This is a genomic window from Micromonospora sp. DT46 (assembly GCF_049841735.1).
Classification (GTDB): Bacteria; Actinomycetota; Actinomycetes; order Mycobacteriales; family Micromonosporaceae; genus Micromonospora; species Micromonospora reichwaldensis.
This window is the reverse complement of record NZ_JBNCKW010000001.1, coordinates 408496-423532: the sequence shown is the minus strand read 5'-3', so window position 1 is coordinate 423532 and position 15037 is coordinate 408496. Positions and strand designations below refer to the sequence as shown.

The window sequence follows — 15037 nt, the reverse complement described above, 5'->3', positions numbered from 1 at the left end:
CGCAGGTCGCTACGCTGCAAGGTGATGACTCTGCGGGACCTGATCTATTCCGTGTACGAGCGTCGCCTCACGGCGAAGCTCGCGGGCAAGCCGGTGCCCCGGCACGTCGGCGTGATGTGCGACGGCAACCGCAGGTGGGCCCGGGAGATGGGCTACGTCGACCCGAACGACGGTCACCGGATGGGCGCCGTCAAGATCAAGCACATGCTGGGCTGGTGCAACCAGGCCGGCATCGAGCACGTGACGCTCTACCTCCTGGCCACCGACAACCTGCGCCGACCGGCCAAGGAGCTCGACCCGCTGCTCCAGATCATCGAGGACCTGGTGGTCGAGCTGGCCGAGGAGGGCAATCCCTGGCGGCTGCGCATGGTCGGCGCGCTCGACCTGCTCCCGGCCTCGACCGCCGCCGCGCTGAAGGCCGCCGAGGAACGCACCCGGGACCGCAGCGGCGGGACCGAGGTCAACATCGCGGTCGGCTACGGCGGCCGGCGGGAGATCACCGACGCGGTGCGGTCGCTGCTGCTGGAGTACGCCGCCAACGGCGGCACCCTCGAGGAACTGGCCGAGGTGCTGGACGTCGAGCACATCGCCGAGCACCTCTACACCCGGGGCCAGCCCGACCCCGACCTGGTCATCCGCACCAGCGGTGAGCAGCGCCTCTCCGGCTTCATGCTGTGGCAGTCGGCGCACTCGGAGTTCTACTTCTGCGAGCTCAACTGGCCGGACTTCCGGCACATCGACTTCCTGCGCGCCCTGCGCTCGTACGCCAACCGCCAGCGCCGCTACGGCGCCTGACCGACCCGGAGCACCTCGCCGGCCCCGAGGGCGTCAGGTGAGGTGTCGGGTGGCGTCGGTGAGGAACGTGCCGAGGGCGGCGGGGGAGTCCAGGGTCAGGTCGGCGGCCTCCGCGACCTCGTGGCCCGTCTCCGGGTTGGCGACGGCGACGCAGACGCCGAAGAAGTCCGGATCGGCGGCGGCCCGGGCCCGCAGCGCGGCGAACGCCTTGATGTCGGAGACGTCGTCGCCGAAGTACCAGGCGCCCTCGGCGTCCCGGACGATCTCGTCGATCACCATGCCCTTGTCGCGGTCGACCGGGGGCTTGAGCTCCAGCACCATCCGCCCGGCCTGGACCTTGAGCCCGAGCCGCTCGGCCTGGGCCTGGCCCCACCGCTCCACGGCCGCGCCGAGCTGCGGCGCGGTGCGCCAGTGCAGCGCCACGGAGAGCCGCTTGTATTCCACCAGCGCGCCCTCGGGCAGCTCGGCCCGGGCCAGGTCGGCCAGCTCGGCCATGGTGGGCACCCAGGGCAGAGCCGCCGGCTCCGTCACGGTCTCGCCGCCGGAGTGGCTGTGCTCCAGGCCGTAGAGGCCGTACAGGTCGACGCCGGTGAGCCCCCCGAGGTGGTCGCGGAGGAAGTCGACCGGGCGCGCGGAGACGATCGCGATCCGCCGTACGACCGGGGCGAGCGCCTCGATCGCCGCCAGCACCTTCGGGGCGGGACGCACGGCGGTGGGATCGTCGTCGACCGGCGCCAGGGTGCCGTCGAAGTCGAAGAAGAGCACGGTCCCGGCCGCCCTCCCGGCGGTCTTCCGCCAGGCCTGGTCGGCGTCCAACGGGTTCCTCGGCTGCTGGTTGCCCAGATTCAACGGCGGCACGCGCGACAGCGTACCCCGGGCGGGGCGGCTCAATCCCCGGCCGAGAGGTGGCCTCCGACCGGCGCCTCGGGGGGCGCGCGGTCGAGGTGCGACGGGCCCGACGGTCAGCGTTCGGCGGCTCCCCGTCCCCGCCGGCCGAACGGCACGACGGCGGCCTCCTGGCCGTGGTTGAGCAGGTAACCCTCGACGAACCCGCTGTTGCGGTCGCCGGTGCGCTCCTCGATCTCCTGGAGCCGGCCGACGAGGAAGTCGGTCAGGGCGCTGACCTTGTTGTCGAGCCGGTCGTGCAGTTCGGCGACCACGGCCAGGATCACCGCGGTGCCGGCGCAGGTGAGCGCGACGAGGTTGACGAGCAGGGGAAGCTGCCCGCCGTTGACCGCCAGGGTCACCACGTTTCCGGTCACGCCCAGTGTCAGCGACACGGTGGCGATCACGACTGCCATCCACTTCAGGGTCATGGACAGACCCCTCCTTCTGTCCCGCAGGGCTGGGTTCGGCCTTGTCCCGTCCCCCCGCCGACGACGAGCCCAAGCAGTACGAGTACGGACGCTAGCGCGCCCGTTCCGGCCCCGGAGCGAAACGAATGAGTCTGACCTGCCGTTCTTTCGCCATCTGAGGAACTAGCCGGCCTGTTTACCTCGTTTTCGGACATGGACCGGGAGGGTGGGGCGATACGCGAGATATCTGATGGTTTCCCGGATGTGGAACTTCTCCGCGTCGGAGACGTCGGGGTCCACGAGCCGCCGCAGCAGCGCCTCCACGTCCGGGTCCATCGGCGGCGTGGCCGGGGTGCTGCGCGGGGCGGTCGCGCGTTCCCAGCCCAGCGCGGCGAAGGCGGTCGCCGGGCTGAGGCCGAGGCCCTCGCAGAACGCCACCACGCGTTCGGCCTCCGGGTCGCTCGCCCAGTCGCCCCGGACCCAGCGGTTGATGGTCTGCCGGGAGACGCCGGTGCGACGGGACACCTCGGTGCCGCTCCACGCCCGGGTGGCCCGGGCCTCGTCGAGCGCCCTCCGAACGAAGGTGGCGAAGGCGATCTTCCGTGCGTTGGCCGTCTCGGTCACCCGGTGACGGTACGACCATCCGGCCACCGGTGCGTGTCCTGGCACGCTGTTGTCACGCGGACGTGACGTGTTCTTCGGGATGCCGGTAAACGATCCGGCACCGCTTCTGAGGGGTGTCACCTGGGCAGAATAGATGCCCGTAGAGGCCGCCGTAAACGGACGAAAAGCTGATACTGTCACGCCCATGAGACAATCTACGGTGTGTCACGTGCATGAGACGATCAGTGCTCACATGCGTCACGCCCCCGGCGCGAGGGGGGTGTGGTGACCGAGCTAGCCACCCGTGCCCAGGCCTTCGGCCTGATCGCGGAGGGGGTGGCCACGGGCCTGAGCGCGCCATGGCGGCTCTATCTCGCCCGGGGCTGCCGTTACCTGTCACTCAGCGTCGGCGACCGCACCGAGTGGGACGCCTGGCGTACCCACCTCGGCTGCCCCGAGGTCAGCGTCCGCGTGTACGACGCCGGCGGGGAGATCCGCCGCTCCTCGGTGGCCGAGGTCGTCCTGGACGGCTGCCGGATCAGCGTCGAGCTGGTCGAGGAGGTCAGCACCGACGACCTGGACCGGCTCCTGGTCGCCGAGCCCACGCCGACCGAGCCGGAGGAGCGATGAAGCGGGACCCGCGGCGCACCGGAGCCGCCGGATGAGCCCCTTCCTCGCCGTCTTCCTCGTCCTCGTCCTCGGCGCCACGAGCTACGCGGCCGGGCGGCTGCACGGCCAGCTCAGCTACCGCATCGGCTACCGGTTCGGCTACCGGCAGGGCTACTTCGACGGCGACCGGGGGGCCTGGAACCGACGTCGCCGCGACGCCCAGGCCGCCATCGCGTCCGCCCTGGCCGGCCCGTCGCCCGCCACCGCCCGGGTCGCCGGCACGGTGGTGCGGCCCGGCACCACGTACACCGGCTCGTCGTTCTCGACGCCGGTCGCCCCGGTCGCCGGGCGGCACCCGACCGGCACCCTGGTCCGGCGGACCGGTTGAACCCCGGTCGACGGGGAGCCCGAGGCCCCGTCGACCGGAACCAGGACACGGTGCGTCGTCCGCGGCGGACACGCACCGTAGGGACCACGTCAGACCGGTGACGGTGGTTCCCGCCGGCCGGGGTGCGCGCAGGGGGCATGCATCCCGGCCGGATCCGCCGCCGGCCGAGTTCACCCGCCAGTCCCCGGAGATCCACCGCCGACCTCTAGCCGACGGGGTCCGACGCGGCTAGCGTCTAGGCATGGCACGGGGTTCTCCCGGGCCAGCCGGTCCGCCCGGATCTGCGACCTCGCGCACGGGGTTCCGCATCCGACCCCGTGTCCCCGGGCACCGGAGGAGGCGGAACGCGGGTGGCGGGTGCCCATCCGTCGGAGCAGGCCTGTGACGACTCGCCGTACGCCCGCCGGGACCGACCAGACCCCGGCCGCGACTGCCACGACCCGCCGCGCCACCCGGAGCCGCCGCGGCGCGTCCGCCGCCCCGGTGGACACCGAGGAGCCCCGACCAGCGGGCCAGGCGTTCGTCCTGGACACCTCGGTGCTCCTGTCCGACCCGGCGGCCTTCCACCGATTCGCCGAGCACGAGGTGGTCCTGCCCCTCGTGGTCATCTCGGAGTTGGAGGGCAAGCGGCACCACCCGGAGCTGGGCTGGTTCGCCCGGCAGTCCCTGCGCATGCTGGACGAGCTGCGGGTCCGGCACGGGCGGCTGGACCGCCCGGTGCCTGCCAACGACTCCGGCGGCACGCTGCGGGTGGAGCTCAACCACTCCGACGACGGCGTGCTGCCGCCGGGGTTCCGCACCGACTCCAACGACACCCGGATCCTCTCCGTCGCGCTGAACCTCGCCGCCGAGGGGCGGGAGGTCACCCTGGTCAGCAAGGACATGCCGCTGCGGGTCAAGGCCGCCTCGGTGGGCCTGCGGGCGGACGAGTACCGGCACGGCCAGGCCAGCGACCCCACCTGGACCGGGATGGCCGAGCTGGAACTCGCCGAGGAGCAGATCGGCCGGCTCTACGCCGGCGAGGCGCTGGACCTGGACGCCGCTGCCGGGCTGCCCTGCCACACCGGCCTGGTGCTGCACTCGGGCCGGGGCTCCGCGCTCGGCCGGGTGCTGCCCGACAAGACCGTACGGCTGGTCCGTGGCGACCGGGAGGCGTTCGGGCTGCACGGCCGCTCGGCCGAGCAGCGGATCGCGCTCGACCTGTTGCTGGACGAGTCGGTGGGGATCGTCTCGCTGGGCGGGCGGGCCGGCACCGGCAAGTCGGCGCTGGCTCTCTGCGCCGGGCTGGAGGCGGTGATGGAGCGCCGCCGGCACAAGAAGGTCGTCGTCTTCCGCCCGCTCTACGCCGTCGGCGGCCAGGAGCTGGGCTATCTGCCCGGCTCGGAGTCGGAGAAGATGTCGCCCTGGGCGCAGGCGGTCTTCGACACCCTCGGCGCGGTGGTGCACGAGAACGTGCTGGAGGAGGTCACCTCGCGGGGGTTGCTGGAGGTGCTGCCGCTGACGCACATCCGGGGCCGCAGCCTGCACGACGCCTTCGTGATCGTGGACGAGGCGCAGTCGCTGGAGCGCGGCGTGCTGCTGACGGTGCTCTCCCGGATCGGCCAGGGCTCCCGGGTGGTGCTCACCCACGACGTCGCCCAGCGGGACAATCTCCGCGTCGGCCGGCACGACGGGGTGACGGCCGTGATCGAGGCGCTCAAGGGCCATCCGCTCTTCGCCCACGTCACCCTCAGCCGTTCGGAGCGTTCGCCGATCGCCGCGATGGTGACGGATCTTCTGGAGGACATCCCGCAATGACGGACGTTATGTAGGTGTTTGTCCGCATTCTCTTTGTGGCGCAGATCACAATCGGCGCTCTTCGTTTCCCATCAGCCTCACCGTGCGCGATGGTGTCCCACGAGCGCCCACGTACCGAGAAGATCGTTGGTGATCGTTCGTCACAGGACACACCAACATTCACCGGGGTACGTCGGCTGCGACCGGCACCGGGTCGGGGCGCTCGCGACGCGGACGCGACCCACCCGGGTTGACGCCCCGCGCCGTGTCCTTGCACCCGACGAAGGGACCACTTCGTGAGTCGGCTGTGGAGCCGGTTCGGCGCCCGTACGGCCGCTGTCGCACTGCTCTCCGTGGGCGTTGCCGGCGGTGTCTACCTGGGTGAAGACCGACAGACCCAGCAGCAGGGCCTGACCGCGCAGGTCGGCGCCGCTGTCGAGCAGGCCGAGTTCGAGTACCAGCGCGAGCGGCAGGCCGCCCAGCAGGTGCAGTCCGCGAAGCAGCGGACCGCCGAGTACCAGGCGAAGCTGCGCGCCGCCGCGGCTGCCAAGGAGGCCGCCAAGCGCGCCCGCGAGGCCGAGGCCGCCGCCGCGTCGCGGAAGAAGGCCCGCGAGGCCGCCGCCAAGGCCGCGGCCGAGAAGGCCGCCGAGAGCAAGCCGTACACCGGACCGATCCCGGCCTCCTGCGCCGAGTTCAGCGGCAACCGCGAGGTCGGCTGCGCGCTCATGGTGAAGGCGGGCTTCGGGATGGACCAGTTCCCGTGCCTGAACAAGCTCTGGGACAAGGAGAGCGGCTGGAACCACAAGGCCCGCAACCCCTCGTCGGGGGCGTACGGCATCCCGCAGTCGCTGCCGGGCAGCAAGATGGGCTCCGTTGCCGACGACTGGCAGACCAACCCGGCGACCCAGATCAAGTGGGGCCTCGGCTACATCGAGGGCCGCTACGGTTCGCCCTGCAAGGCCTGGGCCCACTCGCAGGACGTGGGCTGGTACTGATCGACCTTCGACGGCGGGGTGTGTGGGCGTCCACACACCCCGCCCTCGTCGTTCCGGGTACGGATCGCCGCAGAAGTGGCGGCTGTGGCCGACACCTGATAGCTCTTGACGGGTGACCCTGCACCCGGGAAGCGGCGACCCGCACCGGTTCGGCACCGAGGCGTTCTACGCCGCGCTCGGCCGGGCCTTCGTCGCCATGTGCGCGGTGGTGCCGTTCCTCTTCCTCATCGAGGCCCTCGACCAGGGGCTCGCGGTCGGCCTCGACGCCACGGCCGGAATCATCCCGAAGCGCATCGACGGGCTCGACGGGGTCTTCTTCTCGCCGTTCCTGCACCACGGCTTCGACCACCTCTACAGCAACAGCATCCCGCTGATCCTGCTCGGCACCTTCGTGCTCGCCGCCGGCGCCCGCCGCTTCCTCTGGTCGACGCTCGTCATCATCCTGGTCAGCGGGCTGGGTGTGTGGTTCACCGGCTCGTCGACCTCCGTGGTGGTCGGCGCGAGCGGGGTCATCTTCGGCTACCTGGGCATCCTGCTGACCCGGGGCATCGTCGAACGGAGCTGGTGGAACTTCGCGGTCTTCCTGCTCGTCGGCCTGCTCTACGGCTGGCAGCTGGTCGGCATCCTCCCCACCGACGAGCGGATCTCCTGGCAGGGGCACCTGTTCGGGCTGCTCGGCGGGGTGGTCGCCGCGATCATCTTCCGGCGCCGCCGGGGAGACCTGGGCGGCCCCCACCGCTCGGAGTCCACGCTCACCATGCCCTGAGCGTCGACGCGCCGGTGCCGCGCGGCCCGGTGGGACATGCTTGCCCCGGGCGCGCCGCCGGCCCTACCGTCGGGATCAGCACGCGTTGATCCGTGAGCGGAAAGCGACGGTACGCACATGCGCGAGGTCGATGTCGCGGTGATCGGGGCCGGCCCCGCCGGGCTGTTCGCGGCCTACTACGCCGGATTCCGAGGGCTCTCCGTCGCGGTCGTCGACGCGCTGCCCGAACCCGGCGGCCAGATCACCGCCATGTACCCGGAGAAGCTGATCCACGACGTCGCCGGCTTCCCGGCCGTCAAGGGGCGGGACCTGGTGGCCAACCTCGTCGCCCAGGCGGCTCCCTTCGACCCGTGCTACCTGCTCGGCACCCGCGCCGAGAAGCTCTCGTACGCCGACGGGCAGCCGGTGCTCGGCCTCGCCGGGGGCGGGCAGCTGCGGTGCGGGGCGGTGATCGTCACCGGTGGGCTGGGCAGCTTCACGCCCCGCCCGCTGCCGGTGGCGGAGCACTTCGCCGGCGCCGGGATCGTCTACTTCGTACCGCAGCCGACGGAGCTGGCCGACCGGGACGTGCTGATCGTCGGTGGCGGCGACTCCGCCTTCGACTGGGCGTCGACGCTTGAGCCGCTGGCCCGCTCGGTGACGGTGGTGCACCGGCGGGAGAAGTTCCGGGCGCACGCGGCCACCGTCGCCCGGGTGCTGGGGCTGCCGGTGCGCGTGATCGTCAACGCCGAGGTGACGAGGCTGCACGGCGACGGCACGGTCACCGGCGCCGAGATCACCGTACGCGGCGGCGCGGCGGAGCTGCTGCCCGTGGACACGGTGGTGGCCGCCCTCGGCTTCACCGCCGACCTCGGCCCGCTGGCCGAGTGGGGGCTGCGGCTGGACCGCCGGCACATCGTCGTCGACAGCGCGATGGCGACGAACCTGCCCCGGGTCTTCGCGGCGGGCGACATCACGGAGTACCCGGGCAAGGTGCGGCTGATCGCGACCGGCTTCGGCGAGGCGGCCACGGCGGTCAACAACGCGGCGGTGGCCATCGACCCGAGCGCGCACCTGTTCCCCGGGCACTCGTCCGACGGCACCTGACGCGCCGGTACCGGATGCTGCCCCGGCCGTGGCCGGATCGAGATCAACGACTGTGATCGTGGGCCGATGAGCGCTCCGCCCCCGCGCCGCGACGGCGCTCCCGCGACCCTGGCCTGGCTGGGGCACCCCGCGACGGTCGCCGCCCTCGTCCTGCTGGTGACCAACGACCACCTGCTCAAGGCGGCCTTCCCCGGCCCGGTGACCGGCAAGCTCAGCGACGTCGCCGGGCTGGTCCTCGCGCCGCCGCTGGTCGCGGTGCTGCTCGCGCTGCTCGCGCCGCGGCTGCCGGCCCGCGCCGCCGCCGGGCTCGGGCTCGGGCTCGTCGCCGTCGGGTTCACCGCGGTCAAGTCCAGCGGGTACGCCGCCGGCGTCGCCTCGGCGGCGTGGAGCGCCGTGAGCGGGCCGTCGCTGGTCCGGGCGGACGGCACCGACCTGCTCGCCCTGCCGGCGCTGGCCGTCGCGTGGTGGAGCTGGTCCCGGGCGCGGCGGGAGCCGGTGCGACGGCGCTCCGCCCGGCTGGTCCGGCTGCTGGTGCTGCTGCCGGCGGCGACGCTGGCGGTGGCGGCCACCAGCCCCGTCCACCACCCCGACGCCGTCCGGGCGGCGGTCCTCGACGGACGGTTGGCGGCCGGCATCGGCCACGGCTACGCCGACAAGGTCTTCGACGACAGTCCCGCCTGGCGGGTGAGTGACGACGCCGGGGCGACGTGGCGCGACCCGACGCGGGGCGAGGTCGAAGCGTTGACCGGTGCGAAGGGGCCGGTCGCCGGCGCCGTCAGCCGGGGCTGCTCGACCGCCACGCCGACGCGCTGCTACCGGATGGTCCCCGGCCGGCTCGCCGTGGAGCAGAGCGACGACGCGGGTCGCAGCTGGCGTCCGGCCTGGGGGGCGACCGAGGCGCAGCGGGCCGTGCTCCGCCGGCAGTACCCGGATCCGGGGCCGCGCGGGGAGCGGATCGCCGCGCAGGAGCTGACGGTGCGGGACACCGGCGACGGCCGGCACGTCGTGCTGGTGGCCAACGGCCGGGACGGCTTCGCCGTCCGTCGGCCCGACGGGAGCTGGGAGCGGCTCGGCTTCGTCGGATCCGAGGAGGCCGGAGGATATGCGTTCGACGGGCGACCACCGGCACTCGGCCGGAGCACCCCCGGGGACCGACGCGACGATCCGCTCCTGGCGCTGTTCCTGGGGCTCACGCTGGCCGGGTCGGTGCTCGCCGTGTCGGGTGTGCGGGCGGGGCTGCGGGCCGGCACCGCCCGCCTGCGGCTGATCTGCCTGGCCGCGCTCGGTGTCGCCGCCTGGGCGCTGCTGGCCGTGGTCTGGTCGGGTGCGCTGCTCTTCGCGCAGGCGGGTGTCGTCGCCCTGCTCACGGTCCTGCTCGGTGTGCTGCTGCTGTCCGTCCGGACGCCGGCCGAGCAGTCGGGGCGGTGGACGCTGGAGGTGCTGCTGGCCGCCGCGCTGGCCCTGGCGCTGGCCGCGCTGCCGCTGGTCGGCTGGCTCTACGGGCGACCCGCGTACACCCACACCGCGCTGCTGCTCGCCGTGGCGGCCACCGCGCCGGGGCTGCTGCTGGGCTGGCGGGCGGCCCGGCTGGTCACGGCGCCCGCCCACCGGGCCGACCCGCCCTGGCCAGCGGGCCCCGCCTGGCCGCCCCGCTGATCCCGCCGCCGGTGTGGTGCGGGGCCCGGCCGGCGGTTCCCTGGCCGCCGGGCGCGGTCGGCGACGGTCAGCGGACCGAGGGCCGGGGCGCGGTCGGCGCGAGGGCGGCGACGCCGACCGCGGCCAGGGTCAGCGCCGCGCCGAGCAGGGTGACGGGCCCCGGGCGGGAGGCCGCCGTGGGCAGCAGCAGGTCCAGCAGTACGGCACCGACGATCTGCCCGGCGATGGTGGCCAGGCCGAGCAGCAGCACGCCGGTGAACCGGACGATCGCCGCGGCGATCGCGATGAACACGATCCCGATCGGCCCCCCCAAATAGAGCCACGGCTCGGCCGGCGCGCCGCCCGCCGGCCAGCCCCGGATCGCGACGTCGACGGCGAAGGCGACCAGCAGGGCCACCGTGCCGACGGAGAAGTTGACGAGCGTGGCGGTCAGCGCGCTGCCGGCGGCCATCCGTACCCGGCCGTTGACCGCCTGCTGCCAGGCGATGGCCACCCCGGCGAGCAGCGGCAGCAGGGCCAGCACGAGGGTGCCCGGGTCGCCGAGCCGGTCGCCGACGGCCAGTAGGACCGCGACCACGGTCAGCGCCGCGCCGGCCAGCCGCTGGCCGGTGACCGGCTGGCGACCGCCCGGACCGATCCCGGCCCGGTCGACGGCCAGGCTGCTGCCGGACTGGCCGGCGACCACCGCGACGGTGAAGATCGCCACGCCGAGGGTGCCGATGGTCAGCCCCTGGGCGGCGACCAGGAGCGCGCCGCACGCCCCGCCGAGGCAGTGCCACGGCCGCAACGTGCCGTCGGTGAGCGCGCCGCGCAGGGCGACCAGCCCCCGCCGCCCACCCGGGGTGGCGGGGACCAGCACCAGCAGCACCAGCAGGCCCACCCCGAACGAGACGACCGCGGCGGCGATCCCGTCGGCCAGGCGTACGCCCAACTCGCCGTTGATCCGGGACTGCACGGCCACGGCCAGCCCGGAGGCGGTCGCGAGGCCCACGCCGGTGATCCGGCGGGCCGCCGACGTGGCTGGAGTGGCCAGCGTCCCGGCGACGCTCACTCCTGCTCGGCCAGCGGGCGGCCGTCGAAGTCGACGGCCGAGTAGAGCGCGAGCTTCTCCAGCCGGTGGTACGAGTCGATCACCCGGATCGTGCCGCTCTTCGAGCGCATGACGATCGACTGCGTGTACGCGCCCCCGGCCCGGTAGCGGACGCCCCGCAGCAGGTCGCCGGAGGTGACGCCGGTGGCCACGAAGAAGCAGTTGTCCCCGGTGACGAGGTCGTCGGTCGTGAGCACCCGGTCCAGGTCGTGCCCGGCGGCGAGCGCCTTCTCCCGCTCCTCGGCGTCGCGCGGCCAGAGCTTGGCCTGCATCGCCCCGCCCATGCACTTCAGCGCGCAGGCGGAGATGATGCCCTCCGGGGTGCCGCCGATGCCCATCAGCACGTCGACGTCGGACTCGCCCCGGGCCGCCGCGATGGAACCGGCGATGTCGCCGTCGGAGATGAACCGGATGCCCGCCCCGGCCCGGCGGATCTGCGTGACCAGGTCGTCGTGGCGGCTGCGGTCCAGCACGCAGACCGTGACCTCGGAGACATCGGTGCCCTTGACCTTGGCGATCCGGCGCAGGTTCTCGGCCACCCCGGCGTTGATGTCCACCACGTCGGCGTAGGCCGGGCCGACGGCGAGCTTCTCCATGTAGAAGACCGCGCTCGGATCGAACATCGCGCCCCGCTCGGAGACGGCGAGCACCGCCACCGCGTTCGGCATGCCCTTGCTCATCAGCGTGGTGCCGTCGACCGGGTCGACGGCGACGTCCACCTCCGGGCCGGTGCCGTCGCCGACGTGCTCGCCGTTGAAGAGCATCGGGGCGTTGTCCTTCTCACCCTCGCCGATCACCACGACGCCCCGCATGGGGATCGAGTTGATCAGCTTGCGCATCGCGTCGACGGCGGCTCCGTCGCCGCCCTCCTTGTCGCCCCGACCGACCCAGCGCCCGGCGGCCATCGCCGCGGCCTCGGTGACCCGGACCAGGTCGAGGGCGAGGTTGCGGTCGAGATCCTGTGGGATCCGCGTCCTGGTGTTCGTCATGACGGCTCCTCCTCGCGACGTTGCGGGGCGGCAGGGTGCGGCGTCGCCGCTGCCGGGTTTGTCGCTGATCCTCACACGATCGCTCACCCGACGCGGGGTCGGGGCGGTGATGGCCCGGATACGGCCGGTCGGGAGGCTGCGAAGATGGTGGGGTGGAAGCCGCACAGCCTGCCGAACGCGTACCCGCCGACTCGACGCCGCCGGACGGCCAGCCGCCGGTCGCCCCGACCCGGGCCGCCGCCGTACCGGAAGGGGAGCCGGCGCTGGTCGAACCCGCCGGCGCCCCCGGGGCGGCCCCGCCCGACGGCGGGGCGGAGACGGGCGAGCGGCCCGCGCCGCCGCCGGCGGTCGACACCCGCAAGTCGGAGCGCTCGCCGAAGGACATGGCGATCTCGCTGCTCGTGCTGCTGATCCCGATCGCCCTGCTGCTCGCCTTCTACCGGGGGTTCCTCGGCGGCGACCAGCCGACGACCGTCGACCCGGCGCCCGCCCTCGAATCGGCGCGGGCCGCCAACGCCTTCCCGGTCAGCGAGCCGGCGGGGCTGGACGACGGCTGGCGCACCGTCAGCGCGAACTTCCAGACCGTCGAAGGCGGGTCGAGCCTTCGCCTCGGCTACCTCACCCCGGAGGGGCGGGCCGCCCAGTTGGTGCAGAGCAGCGTGCCTCCGGAGCGGCTGCTGCCCACCGAGCTGACCGCCGAGGGGCAACCGCAGGGCCAGACGGACCTGGGCGGGCGTTCCTGGCAGCGGTACACCGCCCGCGGCAACGAACAGGCCCTGGTCCTGCTCGAACCGAACCGGACCGTGATCGTGGTCGGCGACGCCCGGGACAACGAACTGCGGCACCTGGCCTCGGCGATCCGGTAGCCCGCTTCCACGGCTGCCCCCCGGGTGTCGGTCGGATCGGCTACGCTGCCCCGGCTCACTGCCCGGCGGCTGAAGTCCGCCAGGTGCTTACCGTTTCGCGTGAAGAGAGACAACTGACTGTGAACATTCGACGGTGGAGCGTCGGCGTGCTCGCCGCCACCCTGCTCGTTCCCGGCCTGACTGCCTGCAAGGCGGACGATCCCGCGCCGACCGCCGCGGGCTCGGCAGCGTCGGCGGTGCCCGCCGACCCCAAGGAGGCGCTGCTCGCCTCCACCAAGGAGATCGAGAAGGGCAACTTCACCTTCACCCTCACTGGTGCCGGGCTGAGCGGCAAGGGCCTGGTGCACAAGCCCAGCAACAGCGCCCAGTTCAGCATGAAGTTCGACGACGAGTCCGGCGGCATGTCGATGGGCATGGAGCTGATCTACATCGAGCCGGACAGCTGGGTGATGCTCGACCTCGGCGAACTGGGCGCCATGATCCCGGGCGCGGAGAAGTGGAAGGGCAAGTACCAGCACCTCGACCAGTCCAAGGTCAAGGGCGCCGGCGAGCTCAGCCGCTACATGGAGGAAGTCGACCCGGCGGGCAGCGCGAAGCTGACCAAGGGCATCACCGAGGTGCAGAAGACCGCCGAGGGCAGCTACACCGGCAAGCTCGACGTGTCCGCCGCGGGCGACGCCGCCACCCTGGACGCCGACCTGGTCAAGGCCCTCGGCGCGCAGGCCAAGACGCTGCCCTTCACCGCCAAGCTGGACGCGGAGGGCCGGCTCACCGAGCTGGTGATCTCGGTGCCGGCCGCCGGTGAGACCAAGGCGCACGACATCAAGGTCACGTACGCGGACTACGGCAACGCCGCCGCCGCGCAGAAGCCGCCGGCGGACAAGGTGGTCGAGGCGTCCCCCGAGACGTACGAGATGTTCAAGAAGTAACAGCGACACGCGGAAACGGGGCGGCTCCGGCCGCCCCGTTTCCGCGTTCCGGGGTCACCCGTCCGGGGCAACCGGACATCCCGGTGATTGTGCGACGCGGCGACAGGGAACAGGAGTGGGGCGGACCCGGACCGGTCGCCCCGGCAGCCGGCCTCAGGGGGTTCGCGCGGCGCAGCCGACGTGGTGCGTCGCCCGGTTTCCGGCCGCCGCCAGGTGCGTCGGGTGACCCATGTGGGAGACACGTATGACTGTTCGACGCCTGAGCGCCGGCCTGGTGGCCGCCGCCCTCTTCACTCCCGGCCTGGCGGCCTGCAACTCCTCCGGGACCCCGACGGCGGGCTCGTCCGCCTCCCCGACCGTCTCGGCGTCCGGCACGCCCGCGCCCTCCGGCAGCGCGGCCCCGGCGTCCGGTGACGCCAAGCAGGCGCTGCTGGCCTCCACCCGTGAGATCAGCAACGGCAACTTCCGGTTCACCATGTCCGGCGTCGGCTCGACGGCCGAGGGACGGGTGCACGAGCCCACCCAGAGCGCCGAGATGCGGGTGACGATCGGCAAGCCGACCGACGACCTGTTCATGAAGCTCGACCTCGTGCACTACAAGCCGGACAGCTGGGTGAAGGTCGAACTCGGCGGCACGACCGCCAACAGCGTGCCGGGGGTGCAGAAGCTCAACCTCGGCAAGTACCAGCACCTGGACCAGACCCGGATCAAGGGCAACCGCAACCTCGGCTTCGACTTCGACAAGGTCGACCCCGCCGGCAGCGAGGTGCTGACGCAGGGCATCACGGAGGTACGCCAGACCGGCGACGGCGCGTACGCCGGCACGATCGACGTGTCGAAGGCGGCGGAGGCGGGTTCGGTGGACCCGACGGTGATCACGGCCCTCGGGGCGCAGGCGAAGTCGGTGCCGTTCACCGCGAAGCTCGACCCGCAGGGCCGGCTCAGCGAGATGGTCGTCCAGATCCCGGCCGCCGGCCAGAACCAGGCGCAGGACATCAAGATCACGTACTCGGACTACGGCAGCGCCACCGCCGCCCAGAAGCCCCCGGCGGACCAGGTCGTCGAGGCCCCCGCCGAGCTCTACAACCTCTTCAACTAACCCCGTTCCCCACCCCCGCGCTCCCGCCCGCGCCCCCGCTCCCGCCCGCGCCGATCATGCAGTTGTGGTGGGTGACACAAGGTGCAGAACGCCCT

At 73.0% G+C, this 15037-nt stretch carries 16 protein-coding genes; 11 read left to right on the top strand and 5 right to left on the bottom strand.

Annotation, left to right across the window (positions count from 1 at the left end; translation table 11 throughout):
• Window positions 1-24 precede the first annotated feature (24 nt).
• Entirely contained in the window at window positions 25-795 is a 771-nt protein-coding gene (locus ACLQ20_RS01905; protein WP_132233354.1) for an isoprenyl transferase, read from the top strand.
• Between the two features lie 33 nt (window positions 796-828).
• Here ACLQ20_RS01905 and otsB read toward each other — a convergent pair whose 3' ends face one another.
• The 3 genes from otsB to ACLQ20_RS01890 all read right to left on the bottom strand — a co-directional run bounded on the left by otsB (window position 829) and on the right by ACLQ20_RS01890 (window position 2714).
• Window positions 829-1653, bottom strand: a complete 825-nt coding sequence (otsB, locus tag ACLQ20_RS01900) for a trehalose-phosphatase (RefSeq protein ID WP_151455786.1) — start codon at window positions 1651-1653, stop codon at window positions 829-831.
• A 104-nt stretch (window positions 1654-1757) separates the two neighbouring features.
• Window positions 1758-2111 (bottom strand): hypothetical protein, encoded by a 354-nt coding sequence (locus tag ACLQ20_RS01895; RefSeq protein ID WP_327030486.1) that lies wholly within the window; start codon window positions 2109-2111, stop codon window positions 1758-1760.
• A gap of 162 nt (window positions 2112-2273) precedes the next feature.
• Entirely contained in the window at window positions 2274-2714 is a 441-nt protein-coding gene (locus ACLQ20_RS01890; RefSeq protein WP_151455784.1) for an XRE family transcriptional regulator, read from the bottom strand.
• Between the two features lie 264 nt (window positions 2715-2978).
• Here ACLQ20_RS01890 and ACLQ20_RS01885 point away from each other — a divergent pair, with 264 nt between their 5' ends.
• The 7 genes from ACLQ20_RS01885 (at window position 2979) to ACLQ20_RS01855 (ending at window position 9969) form a co-directional block, all read left to right on the top strand.
• The gene (locus ACLQ20_RS01885; protein ID WP_089003683.1) at window positions 2979-3323 is read left to right on the top strand and encodes a hypothetical protein; all 345 of its coding nucleotides are present in this window, start codon (window positions 2979-2981) and stop codon (window positions 3321-3323) included.
• A gap of 31 nt (window positions 3324-3354) precedes the next feature.
• A complete protein-coding gene (locus ACLQ20_RS01880; protein ID WP_425853957.1) occupies window positions 3355-3690 on the top strand; it encodes a hypothetical protein in 336 nt (111 codons plus the stop codon).
• A 381-nt stretch (window positions 3691-4071) separates the two neighbouring features.
• The gene (locus ACLQ20_RS01875; RefSeq protein ID WP_132233364.1) at window positions 4072-5487 is read left to right on the top strand and encodes a PhoH family protein; all 1416 of its coding nucleotides are present in this window, start codon (window positions 4072-4074) and stop codon (window positions 5485-5487) included.
• 275 nt (window positions 5488-5762) lie between these two features.
• On the top strand, window positions 5763-6461 hold the full coding sequence (locus tag ACLQ20_RS01870; protein ID WP_132233366.1) for a lytic transglycosylase domain-containing protein: 699 nt from the start codon (window positions 5763-5765) through the stop codon (window positions 6459-6461).
• Between the two features lie 112 nt (window positions 6462-6573).
• Window positions 6574-7227, top strand: a complete 654-nt coding sequence (locus ACLQ20_RS01865; RefSeq protein WP_151455782.1) for a rhomboid family intramembrane serine protease — start codon at window positions 6574-6576, stop codon at window positions 7225-7227.
• A 117-nt stretch (window positions 7228-7344) separates the two neighbouring features.
• Complete coding sequence (locus ACLQ20_RS01860; RefSeq protein ID WP_151455781.1) at window positions 7345-8313, top strand: NAD(P)/FAD-dependent oxidoreductase; 969 nt, start codon at window positions 7345-7347, stop codon at window positions 8311-8313.
• A gap of 66 nt (window positions 8314-8379) precedes the next feature.
• Window positions 8380-9969 (top strand): hypothetical protein, encoded by a 1590-nt coding sequence (locus ACLQ20_RS01855; protein WP_151455780.1) that lies wholly within the window; start codon window positions 8380-8382, stop codon window positions 9967-9969.
• A gap of 67 nt (window positions 9970-10036) precedes the next feature.
• Here ACLQ20_RS01855 and ACLQ20_RS01850 read toward each other — a convergent pair whose 3' ends face one another.
• On the bottom strand, window positions 10037-11020 hold the full coding sequence (locus ACLQ20_RS01850) for a DMT family transporter (RefSeq protein WP_370518966.1): 984 nt from the start codon (window positions 11018-11020) through the stop codon (window positions 10037-10039).
• Complete coding sequence (gene glpX, locus ACLQ20_RS01845; RefSeq protein ID WP_151455779.1) at window positions 11017-12048, bottom strand: class II fructose-bisphosphatase; 1032 nt, start codon at window positions 12046-12048, stop codon at window positions 11017-11019. Before glpX ends, ACLQ20_RS01850 begins: the two co-directional genes overlap by 4 nt.
• 152 nt (window positions 12049-12200) lie before the next feature.
• On the opposite strand from glpX, the gene ACLQ20_RS01840 reads away from it, so the two are divergent.
• The 3 genes from ACLQ20_RS01840 (at window position 12201) to ACLQ20_RS01830 (ending at window position 14942) form a co-directional block, all read left to right on the top strand.
• Entirely contained in the window at window positions 12201-12914 is a 714-nt protein-coding gene (locus ACLQ20_RS01840; RefSeq protein ID WP_358115467.1) for a DUF4245 domain-containing protein, read from the top strand.
• A gap of 119 nt (window positions 12915-13033) precedes the next feature.
• Window positions 13034-13843 (top strand): hypothetical protein, encoded by an 810-nt coding sequence (locus ACLQ20_RS01835; protein ID WP_225852319.1) that lies wholly within the window; start codon window positions 13034-13036, stop codon window positions 13841-13843.
• A gap of 244 nt (window positions 13844-14087) precedes the next feature.
• Window positions 14088-14942, top strand: coding sequence for a hypothetical protein (locus ACLQ20_RS01830; protein WP_151455777.1), 855 nt, complete (start codon window positions 14088-14090; stop codon window positions 14940-14942).
• The last annotated feature ends 95 nt before the right edge of the window (window positions 14943-15037 follow it).

Excerpts from the sequence above, each read along its gene's own strand:
- glpX (WP_151455779.1), bottom strand. The coding sequence starts at position 12,048 with ATGACGAACACCAGGACGCGGATCCCACAGGATCTCGACCGCAACCTC.
- ACLQ20_RS01895 (WP_327030486.1), bottom strand. The coding sequence starts at position 2,111 with ATGACCCTGAAGTGGATGGCAGTCGTGATCGCCACCGTGTCGCTGACA.
- ACLQ20_RS01905 (WP_132233354.1), top strand. The coding sequence starts at position 25 with ATGACTCTGCGGGACCTGATCTATTCCGTGTACGAGCGTCGCCTCACG.
- ACLQ20_RS01830 (WP_151455777.1), top strand. The coding sequence starts at position 14,088 with ATGACTGTTCGACGCCTGAGCGCCGGCCTGGTGGCCGCCGCCCTCTTC.
- ACLQ20_RS01860 (WP_151455781.1), top strand. The coding sequence starts at position 7,345 with ATGCGCGAGGTCGATGTCGCGGTGATCGGGGCCGGCCCCGCCGGGCTG.
- ACLQ20_RS01880 (WP_425853957.1), top strand. The coding sequence starts at position 3,355 with ATGAGCCCCTTCCTCGCCGTCTTCCTCGTCCTCGTCCTCGGCGCCACG.
- ACLQ20_RS01855 (WP_151455780.1), top strand. The coding sequence starts at position 8,380 with ATGAGCGCTCCGCCCCCGCGCCGCGACGGCGCTCCCGCGACCCTGGCC.